This window comes from Isoptericola variabilis (assembly GCF_050311655.1).
Lineage (GTDB): Bacteria > Actinomycetota > Actinomycetes > Actinomycetales > Cellulomonadaceae > Isoptericola > Isoptericola variabilis.
The window spans coordinates 191,780-211,126 of record NZ_JBNOZM010000007.1 but is presented as its reverse complement, the minus strand read 5'-3'; the positions used below and the strand labels follow the sequence as shown (position 1 = coordinate 211,126).

General features: G+C 74.3%; 16 protein-coding genes. 7 read left to right on the top strand and 9 right to left on the bottom strand.

Translation table 11 applies throughout. The annotated features are described in order from the left end of the window. The first annotated feature begins 75 nt into the window (after window positions 1-75). Both ACQP60_RS16375 and ACQP60_RS16370 read left to right on the top strand, forming a co-directional pair. A complete protein-coding gene (locus ACQP60_RS16375; RefSeq protein ID WP_429734751.1) occupies window positions 76-1,305 on the top strand; it encodes a hypothetical protein in 1,230 nt (409 codons plus the stop codon). A gap of 44 nt (window positions 1,306-1,349) precedes the next feature. After that, on the top strand, window positions 1,350-5,114 hold the full coding sequence (locus tag ACQP60_RS16370) for a TM0106 family RecB-like putative nuclease (protein ID WP_429734748.1): 3,765 nt from the start codon (window positions 1,350-1,352) through the stop codon (window positions 5,112-5,114). Window positions 5,115-5,132: 18 nt separating this feature from the next. Here the strand turns inward: ACQP60_RS16370 and ACQP60_RS16365 are convergent, their stop codons facing one another. Further along, entirely contained in the window at window positions 5,133-5,792 is a 660-nt protein-coding gene (locus ACQP60_RS16365; protein WP_429734746.1) for a response regulator, read from the bottom strand. Between the two features lie 5 nt (window positions 5,793-5,797). Next, window positions 5,798-7,144, bottom strand: a complete 1,347-nt coding sequence (locus ACQP60_RS16360; protein ID WP_429734744.1) for a sensor histidine kinase — start codon at window positions 7,142-7,144, stop codon at window positions 5,798-5,800. A 143-nt stretch (window positions 7,145-7,287) separates the two neighbouring features. On the opposite strand from ACQP60_RS16360, the gene ACQP60_RS16355 reads away from it, so the two are divergent. After that, window positions 7,288-7,938 carry a phosphatase PAP2 family protein gene (locus ACQP60_RS16355; protein ID WP_429734742.1) on the top strand — a complete coding sequence of 217 codons (651 nt, stop codon included), beginning with the start codon at window positions 7,288-7,290 and terminating at the stop codon, window positions 7,936-7,938. A 44-nt stretch (window positions 7,939-7,982) separates the two neighbouring features. On the opposite strand, the gene ACQP60_RS16350 is transcribed toward ACQP60_RS16355, so the two are convergent. Then, the gene (locus ACQP60_RS16350; protein ID WP_429734740.1) at window positions 7,983-8,765 is read right to left on the bottom strand and encodes a hypothetical protein; all 783 of its coding nucleotides are present in this window, start codon (window positions 8,763-8,765) and stop codon (window positions 7,983-7,985) included. Between the two features lie 131 nt (window positions 8,766-8,896). Then, on the bottom strand, window positions 8,897-9,100 hold the full coding sequence (cspE, locus tag ACQP60_RS16345) for a transcription antiterminator/RNA stability regulator CspE (protein WP_429734737.1): 204 nt from the start codon (window positions 9,098-9,100) through the stop codon (window positions 8,897-8,899). Window positions 9,101-9,381: 281 nt separating this feature from the next. On the opposite strand from cspE, the gene ACQP60_RS16340 reads away from it, so the two are divergent. Both ACQP60_RS16340 and ACQP60_RS16335 read left to right on the top strand, forming a co-directional pair. Continuing rightward, the gene (locus ACQP60_RS16340) at window positions 9,382-10,236 is read left to right on the top strand and encodes an aldo/keto reductase (RefSeq protein ID WP_429734735.1); all 855 of its coding nucleotides are present in this window, start codon (window positions 9,382-9,384) and stop codon (window positions 10,234-10,236) included. Between the two features lie 161 nt (window positions 10,237-10,397). Beyond that, the gene (locus tag ACQP60_RS16335; protein WP_429734733.1) at window positions 10,398-11,690 is read left to right on the top strand and encodes an ABC transporter substrate-binding protein; all 1,293 of its coding nucleotides are present in this window, start codon (window positions 10,398-10,400) and stop codon (window positions 11,688-11,690) included. 102 nt (window positions 11,691-11,792) lie between these two features. Here the strand turns inward: ACQP60_RS16335 and ACQP60_RS16330 are convergent, their stop codons facing one another. Continuing rightward, entirely contained in the window at window positions 11,793-12,890 is a 1,098-nt protein-coding gene (locus ACQP60_RS16330) for a pectin acetylesterase-family hydrolase (protein ID WP_429734731.1), read from the bottom strand. 112 nt (window positions 12,891-13,002) lie between these two features. Between ACQP60_RS16330 and ACQP60_RS16325 the strand changes: the two genes are divergently transcribed. After that, the gene (locus ACQP60_RS16325) at window positions 13,003-14,337 is read left to right on the top strand and encodes a sensor histidine kinase (protein WP_429734729.1); all 1,335 of its coding nucleotides are present in this window, start codon (window positions 13,003-13,005) and stop codon (window positions 14,335-14,337) included. Beyond that, window positions 14,334-14,996 (top strand): response regulator, encoded by a 663-nt coding sequence (locus ACQP60_RS16320; RefSeq protein WP_429734727.1) that lies wholly within the window; start codon window positions 14,334-14,336, stop codon window positions 14,994-14,996. Before ACQP60_RS16325 ends, ACQP60_RS16320 begins: the two co-directional genes overlap by 4 nt. A gap of 35 nt (window positions 14,997-15,031) precedes the next feature. Here ACQP60_RS16320 and ACQP60_RS16315 read toward each other — a convergent pair whose 3' ends face one another. Genes ACQP60_RS16315 through ACQP60_RS16300 form a run of 4 tightly spaced genes read right to left on the bottom strand, consistent with a single transcriptional unit; the run spans window position 15,032 to window position 19,343 of the window. Continuing rightward, complete coding sequence (locus tag ACQP60_RS16315) at window positions 15,032-15,811, bottom strand: ABC transporter ATP-binding protein (protein ID WP_429734725.1); 780 nt, start codon at window positions 15,809-15,811, stop codon at window positions 15,032-15,034. Beyond that, the gene (locus tag ACQP60_RS16310) at window positions 15,808-16,833 is read right to left on the bottom strand and encodes an ABC transporter ATP-binding protein (RefSeq protein WP_429734722.1); all 1,026 of its coding nucleotides are present in this window, start codon (window positions 16,831-16,833) and stop codon (window positions 15,808-15,810) included. Before ACQP60_RS16310 ends, ACQP60_RS16315 begins: the two co-directional genes overlap by 4 nt. A gap of 1 nt (window position 16,834) precedes the next feature. Then, window positions 16,835-17,836 carry a branched-chain amino acid ABC transporter permease gene (locus ACQP60_RS16305; protein WP_429734720.1) on the bottom strand — a complete coding sequence of 334 codons (1,002 nt, stop codon included), beginning with the start codon at window positions 17,834-17,836 and terminating at the stop codon, window positions 16,835-16,837. Window positions 17,837-17,849: 13 nt separating this feature from the next. After that, the gene (locus ACQP60_RS16300) at window positions 17,850-19,343 is read right to left on the bottom strand and encodes a branched-chain amino acid ABC transporter permease (RefSeq protein WP_429734718.1); all 1,494 of its coding nucleotides are present in this window, start codon (window positions 19,341-19,343) and stop codon (window positions 17,850-17,852) included. Between the last annotated feature and the right edge of the window lie 4 nt (window positions 19,344-19,347).

The following is a 19,347-nucleotide window of genomic DNA, read 5'->3' as shown; positions in this document are numbered from 1 at the left end:
CGCTTGCATCCAACTTGCATGCAAGACGGGACGGCCGCGTCCCCGGGGGGCGTCGGAGGTATCTACGCTGACCGCATGCTGGCGATCGTGCGCGCGACCCAGGCCGACGTCGTGGGCCTCCCCGGCAGTGACGGCCTCGACGAGGTGGGCCCGACGTCGGCGTCGGGCCTGACCGCGGTGTGGTGCGAGACGCTCGGCCCGCTCGAATCCCTGGCCACCCTCCTCGCCGTGGACGAGGGTTTCGACGAGGAGCGCGGCGAGCGGGCATGGATGCGCGTGGACGTCGACGGGGCCTCGCGCACCTGGGACTGGTCGGAGGTACCGGCGACGGACACCGAGCTGCTCGCCGCCACGCGGGCGCTGTGCCGAATTCTCGGCCGGCCGAAGAACCCGGGCGGCCTGCAGGAGCGGCTCGATCTCGCGATCGCCGACCAACAGCTCGTGGAGGCCCTCGGCGTCGAGTTCGACCTCCCGGAGCTCGGCGCCGCATCGGCACGTCGGGCCGTCGTCCTGCACCGTGGAGACCCTGCGGACGCGCGGCTCGCGGCACGGGTGGTGGCGCGCGAGATCGGCCCCGTCGATGTCACCGAGCTGGACGGCCTCTGGACGGTGCTGCGCACGGAGGACCCGCTCGACGCCGACCACCTGATGATCGGGCTGGCAGAGGGATCGTCGCGCCGGTCGATGACGCTCGGTCTGTGGCGGGGCACGGGCGACGCATGCGGGGCGTCGACCGTCAGGAGGTTCGAGCGCACCGAGGCGATCTGGGGCGCCGGCTGGTGGACTCCGGGTGGCCCCGACCTCGAGGCGCGGGCCGCCGGCGTCCGAGGCGTCGCCGCGGAGGCCGGTGTCGAGGTCGACCCCGAAGGGCTCCGCGAGCTGGTCGCCGCCGGTCATGACCGTGACCCACTCGCCGGGCTGGTCGCCCTCCTGGGGCTGCCCCGAGAATCGCTGGCCGTCCTCGACGACCGCACCGAGGCCCCCCTGCTCGAACGGGTGGAGCCGGCGTCGTGGTGGCGCGCGACCTGGGACTTCGCCCTGTCGGCGGAGTTCGTTCCCGACCTGTCCCGTGGGTGGCGCCTGACCGGCATCGTGGCCGTGCTGGTCGTCACGTTCGTGATCCTTGCGCTGACGGCCTTCTCCGTCGGTGTGCTCGCGACGGACGGCGCCGCCGCGGACCAGGAGGGCGTCAGGGTGGGGGACTGGATCTTCACCGGCGTCTGCGCGTTGCTGCTCGCGGTCTACCTCGGGTTGTCCGTGGTGATGATCAGACGGTTCCGCCGCGACCGCGAGCGGGCAGCGTAGCCGTCCCGGCCGGGGGTGTCGGTCGCCGCTGGTAGACCGGGGGCATGTTCCTCCTCGACGCGGACCGCAGCACCGACGCCGCCGGCGAGCCCACGGTCGTGTACTCGCCGAGCGACCTGGTCGTGGCCGCCGAGTGCGAGTTCCGGCTGCTGCGCCGGCTGGACGAGCTGCTCGGTCGCGTCCCGCGGACCGACGCCGAGCCCGATGCCATGCTCGAGCGGACGGCGGCCCTCGGCGACGCGCACGAGCGGCGCGTCCTCGACGAGTACGTGGCCCGCTTCGGGCGGTCGGACGGCGGGCCCGGCGGCGTCGTCGAGGTCGGGGCGCCGGCGCGGCTCACGCGGGACGGGCTGGAGGCCGCGCACGGCGCGACCCTCGCGGCGATCGAGTCCGGGGCGGACGTCGTCGCGCAGGCGTCGTTCTTCGACGGCGAGCTCCACGGCCGGGCCGACTTCCTGGTCCGAGACCCGCTGGGCGACCCCGACGTCGGGCCCGGGCGACCGGGGGAGCACGCCGCCGCGCCGCTGCCCCGGTACGCCGTCGTCGAGACCAAGCTGGCGCGGCGGGCCAAGGTGACCGCGTTGCTGCAGCTCGCCGCGTACGCCGACCAGCTCGCCGCCGCGCACGTCGACCCGACCGACGCCGTGCACCTCGTGCTCGGCACGCGCGTCACGAGCTCGCACCGGCTCTCCGAGCTGCTGCCGGTGTTCCGGCAGCGCCGGGACCGGCTGCGCGCCGTCGTCGCCGCCCACCGCGCGGACGCCGGGCCCCTCGCGTGGGGCGACGCGCGGTTCACCGCCTGCGGCCGGTGCCCGGCCTGCGCGGAGCAGGCCGCCGCGCACCGCGACGTCCTGCTCGTGGGCGGGGTCTACGAGCACCAGCGGGCGCAGCTCGTCGCCGGCGGCATCGCGACCATCGACGAGCTCGCGAAGGCCGAGCACCCGCCGGCGGGGATGCCCGCCCGCAGCTTCGAGCGCGTGCGCGACCAGGCGCGGCTGCAGCTCGGTGCCGGCCCCTGGGACGAGGCGTGGGACGGCGAGGTGGCCTACGACGACCACGGTGAGCCCGCCGTCATCCGCTGGCAGCTGCCCGACACGTCCGCCGTGCGCCGCCTCCCGCCGCCCAGCCCGGGCGACGTCTTCTTCGACTTCGAGGGCGACCCGCTGTGGTCCGACCCGCAGGGCGAGCAGTGGGGGCAGCAGACCGGCCTCGACTACCTGTTCGGGCTCGTGGAACGGCCCGACGCCGCCGGGGAGCCGCCGCCGTTCCGCGCGTTCTGGGCCCACGACCTGGCCCAGGAGCGCCGGGCGCTCGTCGACTTCGTCGACTACCTCACCGAGCGTCGGCGGCGGTACCCGGACCTGCACGTGTACCACTACGCGTCGTACGAGCGGGTGCACCTGCTGTCCATCGCGGCCCGCCACGGCGTCTACGAGGAGGAGGTGGACCAGCTGCTGCGCGACGGTGTGCTGGTGGACCTCTACGCCGTCGTGCGCTCGTCGCTGCGCATCTCCGACCGGTCCAAGTCGATCAAGAAGCTCGAGCCCCTGTACATGGGCGACGAGCTGCGGTCGGGCGATGTCACCACCGCGGCCGCGTCCATCGTCGCGTACGCCGAGTACACGGCCCTCCGCGACGCCGGTCGGGACGACGAGGCCGACGCCCTGCTGCGCGACATCGCCGACTACAACCGGTACGACTGCGTCTCCACCCTCCGGCTGCTCGACTGGCTGCGCGGGGCGGCCGACGTCGTCGACGCTCGGGCGGGGTCCCCGGCCGCGGCCGCACCCGGCGTCGTCGTCCGCACCGAGGAGGACGACGCCGCCGCGCCGGCGGAGACGCCGCGGCAGGCGGCGGTGCGGGAGGCCCGCGAGCGGCGGCTGGACCTCGAGGCCGCGGTGCGCGAGCGGGTCGGCGAGGACCGCGGTGCTCGCGACGACGAGGTGCAGGCCCTCGCGATGATCGGTGCGTCGCTGGGGTACTGGCGGCGGGAGAGCAAGCCGTTCTGGCACGAGCACTACTCGCGGCTCGAGCTGCCGCCGGACGAGTGGCAGGGCCGTCGGAACACGTTTCACGTGGAACGCGCGACCGTCGTCCAGGACTGGCTCGTCGAGGACGGCCGACGTGCGCCGGCGCGGGTGCTGGAGCTGGTCGGCCGGCTGTCGGAGGGCTCCGAGCTCGGGGTCGGGGCCGTGCCGTTCGTCCTCTACGACGACCCCGCGCCCGACGCGGTCACCGTCCCCGCGAACGCGGTGCGCGGCTTCCACGGCGGCGCGACCATCGTCGACGCGGTGCGCCGGGAGACGGAGGCTGGGGAGCGGGACGTCCTGCTCCTCCGAGAGCAGGTGCGCGTCGGCGCGGAGACCTTCGACGCGCTGCCGATGGCCCTCACGCCGTCGAGCGGCCCGCGCGCCGACCCGCAGGAGCAGGCGCTCGAGGACGTGGCGCGTCGCGCGCTGGCCGCCTGGGACGCCGACCGTGCGCTGCCGGACGGCCCGGCCGCCGACCTGCTGCGCCGCCGCCCGCCGCGCCTGGCCGCCGGCGGGCCGCTGCCCGACGTCACGGACGGCGACTTCACCGCCTCCGTCCTCGCGGCGACCCGCGACCTCGACCGGTCGTACCTCGCGGTGCAGGGGCCGCCCGGCACCGGCAAGACGCACGTCGGCTCGCACGTCATCGCGGCGCTGGTGGCCGAGGGCTGGCGCGTCGGCGTCGTCGCGCAGGCGCACGCCGCGGTCGAGAACATGCTGCGCGCCGTGGTCGAGAAGGCGGGCGTCCCCGCCGACCGGGTGGCCCGGAAGCGGCCCTCCGACGGCGCGGCACCCGCACCGACGTCTGCACCGTCGTCCGCCCTCTGCGCGGAGCTGTCGGGGGACGACCTCGCCGAGTTCTCCCGCCGCGGTCCCGGCGTCGTCGGCGGCACGGCCTGGGACTTCGCCCACCCCGGGCGCTGGCCGGAGGAGGACCTCGACCTGCTGGTCGTGGACGAGGCGGGTCAGTTCTCGCTCGCGTCCACGATCGCGGTCGCCCGGTCGGCGCGACGCCTGCTGCTCCTGGGCGACCCGCAGCAGCTGCCGCAGGTGAGCCGCGGGCGGCACCCGGAGCCCGTCGACCGGTCGGCGCTCGGCTGGCTCGCCGACGGCCGCGACGTGCTGCCGCCCGGCCTCGGGTACTTCCTGGCGCGGTCGTGGCGGATGCACCCCGCGCTCTGCGAGGCCGTGTCCCAGCTGGCGTACGAGGGCCGGCTGCAGGCCCACGAGTCCGCGGCCGCGCGGCGGCTCGACGGCGTGGCCCCCGGCGTCCACCACGTGACCGTGCGGCACGAGGGCCGCGGCGTCGCCTCGCCGGAGGAGGCGCGGGAGGTGGCGGCGCAGGCGGCCGCGATCGTCGGCCGGGCCTGGACGCCGGGCACCGGGCAGCCCGCACGCCCGCTGGAGCCGCGCGACGTCGTGGTGCTCGCCGCCTACAACGCCCAGGTGTGGGCGGTGCGCCGCGCGCTCGACGACGCCGGGCTCGAGGGCGTGCGGGTCGGCACGGTCGACCGGTTCCAGGGCACCGAGGCGCCCGTCGCGATCGTCACGCTCGCCGCGTCGTCGCCCCACGACGTCCCCCGCGGCACCGGGTTCCTGCTGTCCCGGCACCGCGTCAACGTCGCGATCTCGCGCGGGCAGTGGTGCGCGATCGTCGTGCGGTCGCCCGAGCTCACCGACTACCTGCCGCACACCCCCGAGGGCCTCGGGCGCCTCGGTGCCTTCCTCGGGCTGTGCGAGCGGGCGGTGAAGGCCCCGGCGTCGGGCGGCGGAGCCTGACGTCCGCGGAGCCGTCGTTCAGGCCTGGCCGGCGCGGACAGCGACGAGGGCGGCCTCGACCCGGTTGTGGGCCCCGAGGGTCCGCAGGATCGAGGTCATGTGCGTCTTGACCGTGGCCTCGGCCACGGCCAGCGCCGCACCGATCTCCGCGTTGGACCGGCCGGCGCCGACCAGGCGGAGCACCTCCTGCTCGCGGGGCGTCAGGCGGTCGAACAGGGCACGGGCCCTCTGGGCCTGACCGAACCCCGCGGCCTGGGCCCCGTCCAGGACCCTGCGGGCCACGGAGGGGGAGAAGAACGCCCCGCCGGAGGCGGCGGCGTGCACGGCCATGATCAGCTCGCGAGGGCTGCCGGCCTTCAGGACGAAGCCGTCGGCCCCGAGGGCGATCGCCTGGGCGACGTACTCGTCCTCGCCGAAGGTCGTGACGAACACGAACCGCCCGTCCAGGTGCTCCCGGCGGGCCTGCGCCAGGCATTCCAGACCGGACATGCCCGGCATCCGCACGTCGAGCAGCGCCACGTCGACACGGTGGGCCCGCAGCACGTCCAGGGCCTGGGCGCCGTCGTCAGCCTCCGCCACCACCCGCACGTCGGGGGCGGTGCCCAGCAGCCCGACGATCCCGGCACGCACCAGGGGTTCGTCGTCGGTCACCAGGACGCGCACCGCGGGGGTCTCCACGGCGCTCACCGTTCCGCACCGGTCAGCAGCTCGGTGGACGTCACCCGGTCGACCGTGAAGCAGACCCGGTAGGCGTCCCCGGCCTCGTCGGCGAGCCAGTCGGTCGCCACCGCGTAGTCGTGGCAGTCCGTCCCCGGCGGCGAGGCAGGCGCGGGCAGCAGCTCGTGGGCGGGAAGCAGGGCCCTGGCGTCGTCGCGGGGCATCCCCTCGACCAGGCGGGCGAAGTCCTCGGCAGGCAGGAGGGCCTGACGAGTCTCCGCCTGGGCGAAGATCTCCAGCCCACCGAGCACCACCACCGCGCACAGCCCCAGCCCGGCGCCGATGAGAAGCGTGCGCCGCCCGACCGCCACGACCGCCCGGTCCGGCGCCGGCGCCGTGTCGCGATGCCGGTACGGTGGAACCACAGCCTCCAGACGGAACGTGCCGTCCTGGGAGCGGGTGGCGAGCGACCCGTCGTGCGCCGTCAGGGCGCGCTCCAGGCTGTCCAGGCCGCTGGCCGCGCCGGCGGCGGACGGCGGCCGGGCGGCGGGCACGGGGTTGGTGACGACCACGCGGGCGCTGCCACCGCGGAGCGGCTCGACCGCCACCGTGACCGGAGAGCCGGGGGCATGCTTGGTCGCGTTGGTCAGGGCCTCGCGCACCACACGGACCACGCAGGACGTGTCCGCGCCGGCCCCGGGGTCGCCCTCGAGGGCGACGGTGGCACCGGCGGCACGGAACGCCTCCACCACTGCGGCCAGGCTGTGGTCCTGCGGTGCGAGCCCGGGCGCGTGGCCGCTGCGCAGCATCCGCACCGAGTGGCCCAGGCGCTCGACCGCCACGGTGAGCTGCTCCCGCGCCGCCTCCACGGTCGTGTGGGCGGCGGCGGGCAGGGAGCCGTCCAGCTCGAGCTTGCCGAGGTTGAGCGCGACCAGGCTCAGCGCGTGCCCGAGGTCGTCGTGCAGGGCGCCCGCCAGTGCAAGCCGCTCGGCGTCCCGGGCCCGGCGCTCCCGGTCCAGGTGCTGGAGGCGCTCCTGACGGGCGTGCTCGGCCGCTTGTACGCGCACCTGCGACCGCAGGCGCCAGGCCAGCCCGGTCAGCCACGGCAGGCCGACCGTGGCGAGCGCGAACACCATCTCCCGGGCGCCCTCGGCCCACGGGGCCACGCCGACGGTCGAGACGACGGCGGTTCCGGACGCTCCGAGGACGACGGCGAGGCCGAGCAGGCGCGCCCCGCGCGGGCTGGTGCCCAGCCCGAGGGCGCCCAGAGCCGCCAGCAGCGTCGTCCACGGCCCCGGCACGGGCAGCGCGAGCACGACGGCGACCAGGAGCGTGGCCAGCGCGTCCAGCACGGTGCGCCGGGTGGTGGTCATGCCGTCCATTCTCCGGGGGCGGTGCGGTCGGGCGGATCCACCCCTGGCACGAGGCCGGTGGCCTTCGTCCCCGACCTTGGTCGCAGAGCGATGTCGCCGCGGGGTGGATCCGCGGGCCGCCGCGCCTCCCTAGCCTCGACGGCATGGTTCACCGCTCGTCACCCGTCCTGCCCCGGGCCCTGCCCGCCGCGGGCCTCCTCGCCCTGGTCGCCGCGCTCGCCTGGCCGGTGCGTGCCGACGTCTACCGCGCCGTCGCGCCGGCTGTCGCAGGGGCCTCGACCCCGGCGGCGGTCGCGGCCGGCGTCGCGTCCTTCGGCCTGCTGGCCCTGGTCGCCCTGGCCGGGGTCCTCGCCGTCCGGTCCTTCCTGCGCGACCGCGCCGCGTTCTGGCGCCTGGCGTCCGGCGGGGTCGGGGTGATCGCCGCCTACCTGCTCAGCGAGGCGCTCAAGGTCCTCGTGACCGAGGAGCGACCCTGCCGGGTCTGGGACGTGCCGACCGCGCTCGTCTGCCCCGAGGTCGGGGACTGGTCGTGGCCCTCCAACCACTCCGTGCTGGCCGCCGCGCTCGCCACGGCGTGCATCGTCGCCGTGCCACGGGCCGCCTGGTTCGCGGTCCCGGCGGCGCTGCTGGTCGGTGTCTCCCGGCTGGCCGCGGGCGTGCACTACCTGCACGACGTCGCGGCAGGGCTCGCCCTGGGGGTGCTGGTCGTGTCGCTCGCCGTGGTCGGCCTGCGCCCGCTGGTCGCACGACTGCCTCGTGCCTGGACGCAGGAACGCGACCTCGTGCCGCGCTGACCGGCGGACGATCCTCGCGTCCGCAGCCGTCGGGTGCGGGGCGGCTAGAAGCCGCCGAAATCGCCGCCCCCGAAGTCGCCGCCGAAGTCGCCGAACCCGCCCATGTCACCGCCGGCGTCGTAGCCGGGGTCCGCGCCCGCGGCCTCGGTGTACCCGGCGTCGCCGCCGGCGTCCGCCCCGGCGTCACTCCCCGCGTCGTCTCCCGCGTCGGCGCCGGCCTCGCCGCCCTCGGCCCCGCCGTCCCCCGCGAAGTCCTGCGAGGGGTCGCCGAACGCCGGGCCGAAGAGGGCGTTCGCCACGGCCGAGCCGATGACGACGCCCGCGACGGTGCCCAGCAGGCTGGAGCCGACCATCGACCCGAAGCTCGGCCCGCGCGCGCCGTACCCTCCCTGTCCGCGGAAGCTCTGCTCCAGCGTGCCGGGGTTCCGCATCTCGGCGCGGGTGGCCATGCGGGCGAGGGACTGCGGGTCGTCGGAGGTGGCCCGCTCGTTCGCGGGCAGACCCGAGCCGACCTCCTCGAGCACGCGGCGGCGCTGCTCGGGAGTCAGGCGCGCGAACGCCTCGGCGTGCGCCTGCTCGACGGCGTCCGGCGGCGCGGTGCGCAGCAGGTACCGGTAGCGCTCGACGGCCACCTCGTCGGGGTCGCGGTGCGCGGCGGCGTCGCCTGCGCCGGGCCGGCCGGCGGGCTGCTGGCCGGGGCGCGGCGCGTAGCCGTGCTTGCCCGGCGCCTCACCGGTGCGCGGCCGGGCGTCGTCGGGCCGGCCGGGCACGCCGTGGTACGTGCGCTCGTCGTGCGTTCTGCCGAGGAGTCGGTCGAGGAATCCCATGACGGTCCAACGAGCGCCGGGGAGCAGGCGTTCCCGCGAACGGCGACGGCCCGCACCCCGACGAACGGGGTGCGGGCCGTGCGACTCACAGGTGTCTCACGCTGCCGGCGTCAGCCGGGCGGGCGGTGAGATCAGAGCGGGCGGACGTTCTCCGCCTGCGGGCCCTTCGGGCCCTGCGTGACGTCGAACTCCACGCGCTGCTCCTCGTCCAGGGACCGGTAGCCCTGGGTCTGGATGGCGGAGAAGTGGACGAACACGTCGGCCGAGCCGTCCTCGGGGGCGATGAAGCCGTAGCCCTTCTCGCTGTTGAACCACTTCACGGTTCCGGTGGCCATGCTTACTCCTTCAAGAGGTGTCGACGACCTCGACCGTCGAGATCGCGCATCACGGTGAATCGTCGTCAACTCTTGAGACCAAGGTCCGCCGGGGTGACCGCATCAGTCCTTCCGACGCGATCGCCGTGGCGCGGACGGAGACCGTCCGGATCGAGCGAGGCACTGCAACGGGGACAACGGTACGCGAGCGCGAGCACGGGCACCAGTGTTGCCGCACCGCTTGTCCACAGGGTGGTCACCGCAGTGGACGCGGGGTCGGAGGGGCCCGATACAAAGGAGTCATGACCACTTCCCCCGTCCCCTCCCTGCCCCTCTCCGACGGCGTCGCGATCCCCCAGGTCGGCCTCGGCGTCTTCCAGGTGCCCGACGACGGCACCCAGGCGAACGTCGAGCAGGCGCTCGAGCTCGGCTACCGGCACGTCGACACCGCCGCCGGCTACTACAACGAGGCGGGCGTCGGCGCCGCGCTGCGCGCGTCGGGCCTGCCGCGCGAGGACGTCTTCGTCACCACCAAGCTCCGCAACGGCGACCAGGGGTTCGAGCAGGCGCTGCGCGCGTTCGAGGACTCCCGGCGCGCGCTCGGCGTCGACCAGGTGGACCTCTACCTGATCCACTGGCCCGTCCCGAGCAAGGACCTGTACGTCGAGACGTGGCGCGCGTTCGAGAAGCTCCTCGCCGACGGCGCCGTGCGTGCGATCGGCGTGTCGAACTTCCTGGTGGAGCACCTCGACCGGCTCGTCGCGGAGACCGACGTCGTCCCCGCCGTGAACCAGATCGAGGTGCACCCCACGTTCCAGCAGGTCGCCGTGCAGCAGCGGTGCCGCGAGCTCGGCATCGCCGTCGAGGCGTACTCGCCGCTCGGCCGCGGCGCCGACCTGGACGCACCGGCCGTCGTGGCCGCGGCCACCGACCTCGGCGTCACGCCCGCGCAGGTCGTGCTGCGGTGGGCGGTGCAGCAGGGCCGGATCGTCATCCCGAAGTCGCTGTCGGCCGCGCGCCAGGCCACCAACCTGGACGTCTTCTCGTTCGAGCTGTCGGCCGAGCAGGTCGCGTCGATCGACGCGCTGGAGGCCGGCGTGGAGGGCCGGACCGGGGCCGACCCGGTCACCGCGTCGTTCACGCAGTTCCGCGCCTGACGCAGGGCCCCGCGGGGCCGAGTGTGATGCAGGTAACAGGTTCGTCACGATCTCCAGGGAGTGACCCGCGCGACACGCCGCCGACATACAGTCTCGCTACGTTCAGCGGCACTGAATGCGGTGTTGAGCCGCGAATGTCCTACCTCCAAAAGGGGAACAGCATGATCCGACGCACCACGGCCGCCAAGGGCTTGGCCCTCGCGGCAGTCCTCAGCCTCGGCCTCGCAGCCTGCGCCTCGTCCGACGGCGGGAGCGGCGACAGCACCGAGGGCGGTGGCGGCGGCTCGTCCGAGCCGCTGAAGATCGGCACGATCCTGCCGGTCACCGGCACCCTCGCCTTCCTCGGGCCGCCGGAGATCGCCGGCGTGGGGCTCGCCATCGACGACATCAACGCCGCCGGCGGCGTCCTCGGCAACGACGTGAGCGTCGAGTGGGGCGACTCCGGCGACAGCACCGACCTCAACGTCGCGAAGAGCACGGCGACCGACCTCATCAGCAAGGGCGTCTCCGTCGTGATCGGCGCCGCGTCGTCCGCCGTCACCCTCGGCGTGGTCGACCAGTTCGAGGAGGCCGGGGTCATGGAGATCTCGCCCGCGAACACGGCGCAGGACCTCTCCGGTTACGGCGAGTTCTTCGCGCGGACCGCCCCGCCGGACACGGTGCAGGGCGCGGCGCACGGCTCGCTCATCCTCGACGACGGCCACTGCAAGGTGGGCTTCCTCGTGCAGAACGAGGCGTACGGCACCGGCCTGCGCGACGTCATCGAGGACACCGTCACCAAGGGCGGCTGCGAGGTCGTCTACGGCGGCAAGGGCGCGGGCAACGAGTTCGCCCCTGGCGAGACCAACTTCGGCGCCCAGGTGACCGAGCTGCTCGCGCAGAAGCCCGACGCCATCTCGATCGTCGCGTTCGAGGAGACGGTCGCCATCGTCAACGAGCTCGTCTCGCAGGGGTGGGACTTCAACGGCACCACCTACTTCGTGGACGGCAACCTGTCGAACTACGGCGACAAGTTCGACAAGGGCACCCTCGAGGGCGTGCAGGGCACGCTGCCGGGCGCGCAGGCCGACGACGCCTTCCGCGAGCAGCTCACGACCTGGTACTCCGAGAACCAGAACGGCAAGCTCGAGGACTTCTCGTACTCCGCCGAGTCGTACGACGCCACGGTCCTCGCGGCCCTCGCGGCGATCAAGGGCAACGGCACCGACGGCGAGACCATCTCGAAGAACATCCGTGCCGTGTCGGGGGCCAACGGCGGCACCGAGGTGAAGACGTTCGAGGAGGGCGTCAAGGCGCTCGAGGCCGGCGACGACATCAACTACGTCGGCAAGTCCGGCATCGGGCCGCTCAACGAGTCGAACGACCCGACGTCCGCCTTCATCGGCATCTACAAGTACGGCGCCGACAACACCTACACCTACCAGCGCCAGATCGAGGGCAAGATCGAGGAGTGATCCCCGGTCGCTGACCTGGCATGAGGACGGCCCGGACGCTCGCGCAGAGCGTCCGGGCCGTCGTCGTGCCAGGGCGTGGCCCCGCTCGATTCCGCCCCGGTGTCACGGGACGCAGTCCGCGCAGCGGACGTCGCCGCCCGGCTCGCCGGAGGCGAGGTCGGCGATCCAGTCGACGAGCCGGACCCCGTTCACCTCGATCGTGTAGAACGCGTCCTGCTCGAAGAGCCCGTGACCCTCGCCGGGAGCCGTGAAGCTGTGCAACGGCACGCCCGAGGCCTCGATCGTCGCCTCGTTGGCGTCGACCTGCGCGAGCAGGTCCGGCGGGTCGCCGGCCAACCAGGCGGTGACCTCCGACGCCGCGTGCGGGTCGTAGGCGTAGTCGAAGCGGCCGAGCACCAGGCCGGGGTCGTGCCGACCCGCCTGCACCCAGAAGGCCGGGACGCCCCACTCGGTGGGCCCGAGGCCGTCGACCGCCCAGCCCGGGGCGGCGTCGTACGCACCCCAGCTCGCGTCGAGGACCTCCGCGTCGAAGTCCGGATGGTCGGGCCAGGCGCCGGACTGCGCCCCGAGCACGGTCACCCGCGCGTCGGGGAGCCGGTCGGCGACGAGGCCGCCGTAGATCGGCGCCGCGACCGAACCTGCCGTCTTGCCGATGACGACGACGTCCGTGGCGTCCGGGTACTGCGCGGCGAGGTGGTCGAGCGCTGCCCGGCCGTTCACCGCCCCCCGGTGCTCGACCGTCGGACCGTCCGCGTACTCCTGGGCGCGGGCGCCCAGGTGCGCGTCCCCGGTGCACGAGCTGACGTACACGAACGACCAGTCGGCGAACGGGTTGTCCCGGCGGGTCACGTCGAACAGCCCGTTCCGGTTCTCCGGCTCGGTGCCCTGGATGCTCCAGTCGTAGACGTCGCTCTCGCCGTGCTCTCCCGTGAAGGCGCAGGTCTTCGCGTCCCAGCACACGCCGCCGCCGTTGAGGAAGAGCACCACGCGCTGCGCGTCGGCCTGCCGCTCCCAGAACTGGAACGGGCTGCCGTCGGCACACCGGCAGTCGGCCGGTGCGGCGACCGTCTCCCACTCGAGCCCCGGCACGGGCGTGCAACCGGCGAGCGCCGGAGCGAGGACGACGGCGGCGGCAGCCGCTGCCCGGCGAGGGGCGCTCGGCCGACGGGAGGCGTCGCCGCGGTGACGGGTGGGAGCCATGCGTCCAGGCTCGGCGGCGCGTGCCCCACCGCACACCCCTCCCAGGTCAGGTCCGGGAACCCGACCCGGGACGGGTGTCCCCCGACGGGCCCCGGGCCTAGCCTGGGACGCTGTGGACAGTCCCGCCCCGGCCCTCCGGGGCGTCCTGCGCGGCCCGCTCCTCACGGACGCCGGCCTCGCCGTGCTGCTGCTGGCCGCCACGGCGGTGGCCGGTCCTCCGGCCACGGTGACGGCGGGTCCCACGGCCGGGGCGCCGGCCCTGTGGTGGGGCGCGACGACGGTCGGCGTCGTCGCCGTGGCGGTGCGCCGCCGCTGGCCCGTCGCGACGTTCGCCGCCGCGCTGCTCGCCGCCGTCTCCCGCATGGCCCTGGGCGCAGGCCCCGCACCCGCCGACCTGGCGGTGCTCCTCACGCTGTCCACGGTGAGCACCCGTCGCCCGCGCCGGGTGTCGCTCACGGTGCTCGCGGCGGCCCTGGCGGTCGTGACGGCCGTGACCCTCGCCGTGGCCGCCGGCGGCTCCCTGGGTGGTCCGCTCGCTGCCGGCGGCGAGACGCTCGGAGCGCCGGACGGCGGCACAGCGCCGACCGCCTGGGGCGGCGTCCTGGTGCTCGGGCCGCTGCTGGCCGCGACGTGGGCGGTGGGCTGGGGGACTCGGTCGCGGCGCGCCTACCTCGCCGAGCTCGAGGCCCGGGCGCGGGACCTCGAGCGCGAGCGGGACCAGCAGGCGGCGCTCGCGGTGGCCGCCGAGCGTGCCCGCATCACGCGCGAGATGCACGACGTCGTCGCGCACGCGCTGGCCGTCATCGTCATGCAGGCGCAGGGCGGGGCCGCGGCGTTCGAGAAGCGGCCCGCCGACACGCTCGCCGCGCTCGACACCATCGTCGCGACCGGCCGGGCGTCGCTGGCCGACATGCGCCAGGCGTTGGCGCCGGACGGGCGGCCCGACGAGGGGCCGGGTGCCGTGCCGGGGCTGGCCGGCCTGGCGGCCCTCGTCGAGGGCGTGCGGCGGGCGGGCACGCCCGTCGCGGTACAGGTCGACGGCGCGGTGCGGCCGCTGCCCGCCGCCGTCGACGCCGCGGCCTTCCGGATCCTGCAGGAAGCCCTCACCAACACGATGCGGCACGCGGGGCCCGGCGCCGCGGCCCAGGTGCTGGTGTCGTACGAGGCGGGGGCGCTGGTCCTCGAGGTGAGCGACGACGGTGGTGCACGTGCGGCGGGGGCCCGGGGCGACGTCGGCCGGATCGGGCAGGGGAGCGGCCACGGGGTGCGCGGCATGGCGGAGCGGGCCGCGCTGCTCGGCGGCGAGGCGGCCGCCGGCCCCGGGCCGGCCGGAGGGTACGTCGTGCGAGCGCGTCTCCCGCACGGCGGGGGAGCCGCGGGTGGGGGCGCGCTCGTCGGGCCGGGTGACGGTGCGGCCCGCGCCGGCGATGACGGGGAGGCGTCGTGATCCGGGTGCTCGTGGCGGACGACCAGGACCTCATCCGGACGGGACTGCGGATGATCCTCGAGAACGCCGAGGACATGGAGGTGGTCGGCGAGGCGGAGGACGGCGCCGCGGCGGCCGACCTCGCCGCCGCGACGCGGCCCGACGTCGTGCTGATGGACGTGCGGATGCCCGGCACGGACGGCCTGGCGGCCACCCGCCGCATCCGGGCGGAGCTGCCGGACGGGCCGCGCGTCCTGGTGCTCACCACGTTCGACCTCGACGAGTACGTGTACGCGGCCCTGCGGGCCGGGGCCGCCGGGTTCCTGCTCAAGGACGCCCTCGCCGCGGACCTGCTGTCCGCGGTCCGGGCCGTGGCGCGGGGCGACGCGATCGTCGCGCCGCCGATCACGCGGCGGCTGATCGAGCGCCACATCGGCGCGGAGAGCGACCCGCTGCCCCGCACGGTCGCGGAGCTCGACCGCCTCACCGGGCGGGAGCGCGAGGTGCTCGAGCTCGTCGCCCGGGGCCTGTCGAACATCGAGATCGCGGAGCGCCTGTACGTCACCGAGGGCACGGTGAAGGGGCACGTCAGCGCCGTCCTGGCGAAGCTCGGCCTGCGCGACCGCGTGCAGGCGGTGATCTTCTCCTACGAGTGCGGGCTGGTCCGCGCCGGCACGTGACGACCGGCGCGGACCAGCCCGCGGACCAGGCCGGCCTACTTCGTGTCCTCCGCGAGGGAGCCGAGGTACAGGGAGATGACCTTCGGGTCGGACTGCAGCTCGCGCCCGGTGCCGGTGTACGCGTCCTTGCCCTGGTCGAGCACGTAGCCGCGGTCGCAGATCTGCAGGCAGCGGCGGGCGTTCTGCTCCACCATGATGATCGACACGCCGGCCTTGTTGATCATCCGGGTGCGCAGGAACGTCTCGTCCTGACGCACCGGGGACAGGCCGGCCGAGGGCTCGTCGAGCAGCAGCACGGACGGGTTCATCATGAGCGCCCGGGCCATCGCCACCATCTGCCGCTCGCCGCCGGACATGGCGCCCGCCCGCTGGGTGCGGCGCTCGTGCAGCACGGGGAACAGGTCACGGATGAACGACCACCGCTCGTCGAAGACCTTCGGGCGCAGGTACACCCCCATCCGCATGTTCTCCTCGACCGACAGCGACGGGAAGACGTTGTTGGTCTGCGGCACGAACCCGACGCCGCGCGCCACGAGGGCGTTCGCCTTCATGCCGGTGATGTCGTCCCCGCCCAGGGTCACGGTGCCGGAGTGGATCTTCACCAGCCCGAACAGCGCCTTGAGCAGCGTGGACTTGCCGGCGCCGTTGGGGCCGATGATCCCCACCAGCTCGCCCTTGCCTACCTCGATCGAGCAGCCGTCGAGGATGTGCACCCCCGGGATGTAGCCCGCGACGAGGTTGTCGGCCCGCAGCAGCAGCTCCTTCCCCTCGGGGACGCCGCCCCGGTGGGCCGCGGTCGTCAGCGTGTCGGTCATCGCTTCTCCTCCTCGGCCTCGAGGCGGGCCAGGATCTCGGGGTCGAGCAGGGAGTCGTCGCCCAGGTCGGTGTCGTGGTGGGCGCCCAGGTAGGCGTCGACCACGGCCTGGTCCTGCATGACCGTCGTGGGCGGGCCCTCGGCGACGATCCGGCCTTCCGCCATGACCACCACCCAGTCGGAGATGTGCCGCACGGCGTGCATGTCGTGCTCCACGAACAGCACCGTCATGCCCTCGTCGCGCAGCGCCTGCACGTGCCCCAGCAGGGACTGCACGAGGGCGGGGTTCACGCCCGCCATCGGCTCGTCGAGCATGATCATCGTCGGGTCGGTCATGAGGGCGCGCGCCATCTCGAGCAGCTTGCGCTGCCCGCCCGACAACGACCCCGCGAAGTCGCCGGCCTTCGTGTCGAGCTTGAACCGGGCGAGGATCTCCATCGCCTTCTCGGTGGCGGCCTTCTCGTGCGCCCGCCACGTGAACGGCAGCCACGAGAGCCAGAACCGCTCGCCGGGGTTCTTCGGGGACGCGAGCAGCATGTTCTGCAGCACCGTGAGCCGCGACAGGGCCTTGGTGAGCTGGAACGTGCGGACCATCCCCGCCTGGGCGACGCGCGCGCCGCTCTTGCCGGCGAGGGAGTTCCCCTCGAAGCTCCAGCGCCCGCTCTGCGGGGTGTCGAAGCCGGTGAGCAGGTTGAAGAACGTCGTCTTCCCGGCGCCGTTGGGGCCGATGAGCGCCGTGATGGCGCCGCGCTGCACCTCGAGGTGGTCGACGTCGACCGCCGTCATGCCGCCGAAGCGGCGCACGACGTCGTCGGCCACGAGGATGGCGTCGGGCTTGGACGCCCCGACGACGGACTCCACCTGCGCGAGGTCGTCGCGGGCCTCGGCGGCGACGGCGGAGGTGGGGGCGACGGCGGCCGCAGCCGCCGCGTCGACGACGGACTCGGGCTGGCCGGCGGTGTGGGCGGCCTGGTCGGCCTGGTCGGGCTGGTCGGCCTGACCGGCCGTGGTCTCTTCGGACATGTCAGCGGACATTGAAGGCCAGCTCCTTCTTGTTCCCGAGGATGCCCTGCGGCCTGAAGATCACGAGGAGCATGAGCGTGATACCCACCAGCATGCCGCCGATCTGCTCCACGTTGGTGGTGCTGACGATCTCGCCCACGCCGGTGTTCTCCGACAGGGCGCGCATCCCGGTGCGCATGAACATGTAGGCGCCGAAGAAGATCATCGCGCCGAGCACGGGCCCGAAGACGGTGGCGGCCCCGCCGAGCAGCAGCACGGTCCACACGAAGAACGTCATCGTGCGGCTCATCGCGTCGGGAGCGATCGTGATCGGCAGCACGTAGAGCACGCCGCCGAGGGAGCCGAGCACGCCGCCCAGCACGAGCGACTGCAGCTTGTACGAGTAGACGTTCTTGCCGAGGGCGCGGACGGCGTCCTCGTCCTCGCGGATGCCCTTGAGCACGCGGCCCCAGGGGCTGCGCGTGATCAGCCAGACGAAGAGCAGCGCCAGCGCGACGACGCCCCACGCGAAGACCCGCGTCCACCAGGAGTCGGAGCCGGTGTTGATGTACTCCAGCGGTCCGATGGTGGTGCGCCCGTCGGGCAGGGGCGACAGGTCCTGGAAGGTGCCCTTGTAGTCACGGCCCTGCAGGCCGGACGCGCCGCCCGTCCACTCCTGCAGCCAGGTGGAGCGCCCGATCCAGCGGATGATCTCGGCGGCCGAGATCGTGACGATGGCGAGGTAGTCGCCGCGCAGCTGCAGCGTCGGGATGCCGAGCAGCAGGGCGAAGAGCAGCCCGGCCGCCATCGCGACCAGCAGGGCGACGAAGAACGGGGCGCCGGCGATCGTCGAGATGCCGAAGCCGTAGGCGCCCAGCAGCATGAAGCCCGCCTGGCCCATGTTGAGCAGGCCCGTGTACCCGAAGTGCAGGTTGAGGCCGATGGCGGCGAGCGCGTACGCGGCCGTCGTCGGGGCGATGAGCTCGGCGAGCGACTGGGTGAGGATTCTGAGGAACTCGTCCATGGTCGGTCTCCCTTCAGCCGATCCGCTCGCGGCGGCCCAGGATGCCCTGCGGCCGGATCAGGAGCACGAGGATGAGGATCACGAGCGCCGACGCGTACCGCAGGTCGCTCTGGATCACGAGGTTGGACAGCTCCACGACGAGGCCGATGAGGATCGACCCGACGAGGGCGCCGAACGCGGTGCCGAGGCCGCCGAGCGTCACGGCGGCGAACATCAGCAGCAGGAGCTGCACGCCGAGCTGCCAGTTGAACGACCCGTACGAGATGCCCCACATGATCCCCGCGAGCGCCGCGAACGCGGTGGCGAGGATCCACACCACGCGGACGACCTTGTCGGGGTCGATGCCGGTGGCCGACGCGAGCGCCGGGTTGTCCGACACGGCGCGGGTGGCCCGGCCCAGCCGGGTGCGGGTGAGGAACAGCGCGAAGCCGACCAGGCACACCAGCGCGACGACCATGGAGATCCACGACGTGGTGCTGAGCGTGATCCCGAGCAGCGTCAGGGGCTTCGGGTTGGCCGACAGGATGCGCTCCGACCCGCCGCCGATGAGGAGCTGGATCACGTACTGCAGCGTGATCGACAACCCGATGGACACGATCATCAGCTGCATCACCGGGGTGCCCCGGCGGCGCAGCGGCCGCCAGATGGCGGCGTCCTGCCCGAGGCCGGTGAGGGCGCAGACCGCGATCGTCAGCAGACCGCCGACCCAGATCGACAGGCCCCACTGGTTGATGGTGATGAAGCCGAGCGCCGCGCCGAGCGCGAACTGCTCGCCGTGGGCGAAGTTCGACAGCCCGGTGGTGCCGAACACGAGGTTGAGGCCGATGGACGCGAGGGCGAGCAGCAGGCCGAAGCGGATGCCGGAGCCGAACTGCTGCCACACCTGGCCCCACGAGAACGCGCGCTGCGAGGCGTCGCCCTCCGGCGCGGTGCCCACGCCCTCGTCGGTGGTGCCGGCGGTGGCGTCGTCCCCGGGTGCCGCCGTCGTGGCCTCCTCGGAGGGCGCCGTCGTGGCCGCCTCGCCCCCGACCTCGAACGCCACGCGCCCGGTGCCGCCCGTCTGCGCGGTCACCTCGAGCGTCGTCTCGGCGCCCTCGGGCAGCTGCTCGTCGGCGGGCAGGGACGCCGGGTCGATCGTGACGGTGTACCGGCCGACCTCGGGCACGGCCACCGACAGGGGGGCGTCCGCCGTCGTCGTGACCGTCTCGTCGAAGCCGCCGGGCCCGGTGATGGTCACCTCGGCGTCGGCGATCCGGTCGCCCGCGTCGTTCATGACGACGACGGCGACGCAGGCGGTCGAGTCGTCGGGCTTGCAGTCGGTCGGGACGGCGTCCGCGACCTTCGTGCTGAGGGTGGTGGCGGCGCTGGTGGTGTGCGCCGCCGTCGCATCCGATCCCGGTGCGGCCTGCGCGGGTGGCGAGGCGAGCACAGCGGGTGCGAGGGCGATCGCGAGCGCTGCCACGGTGCGGCGCAGCGCGATCGCCCTGGTCGGTCGGTCCGTCGTCATCGGC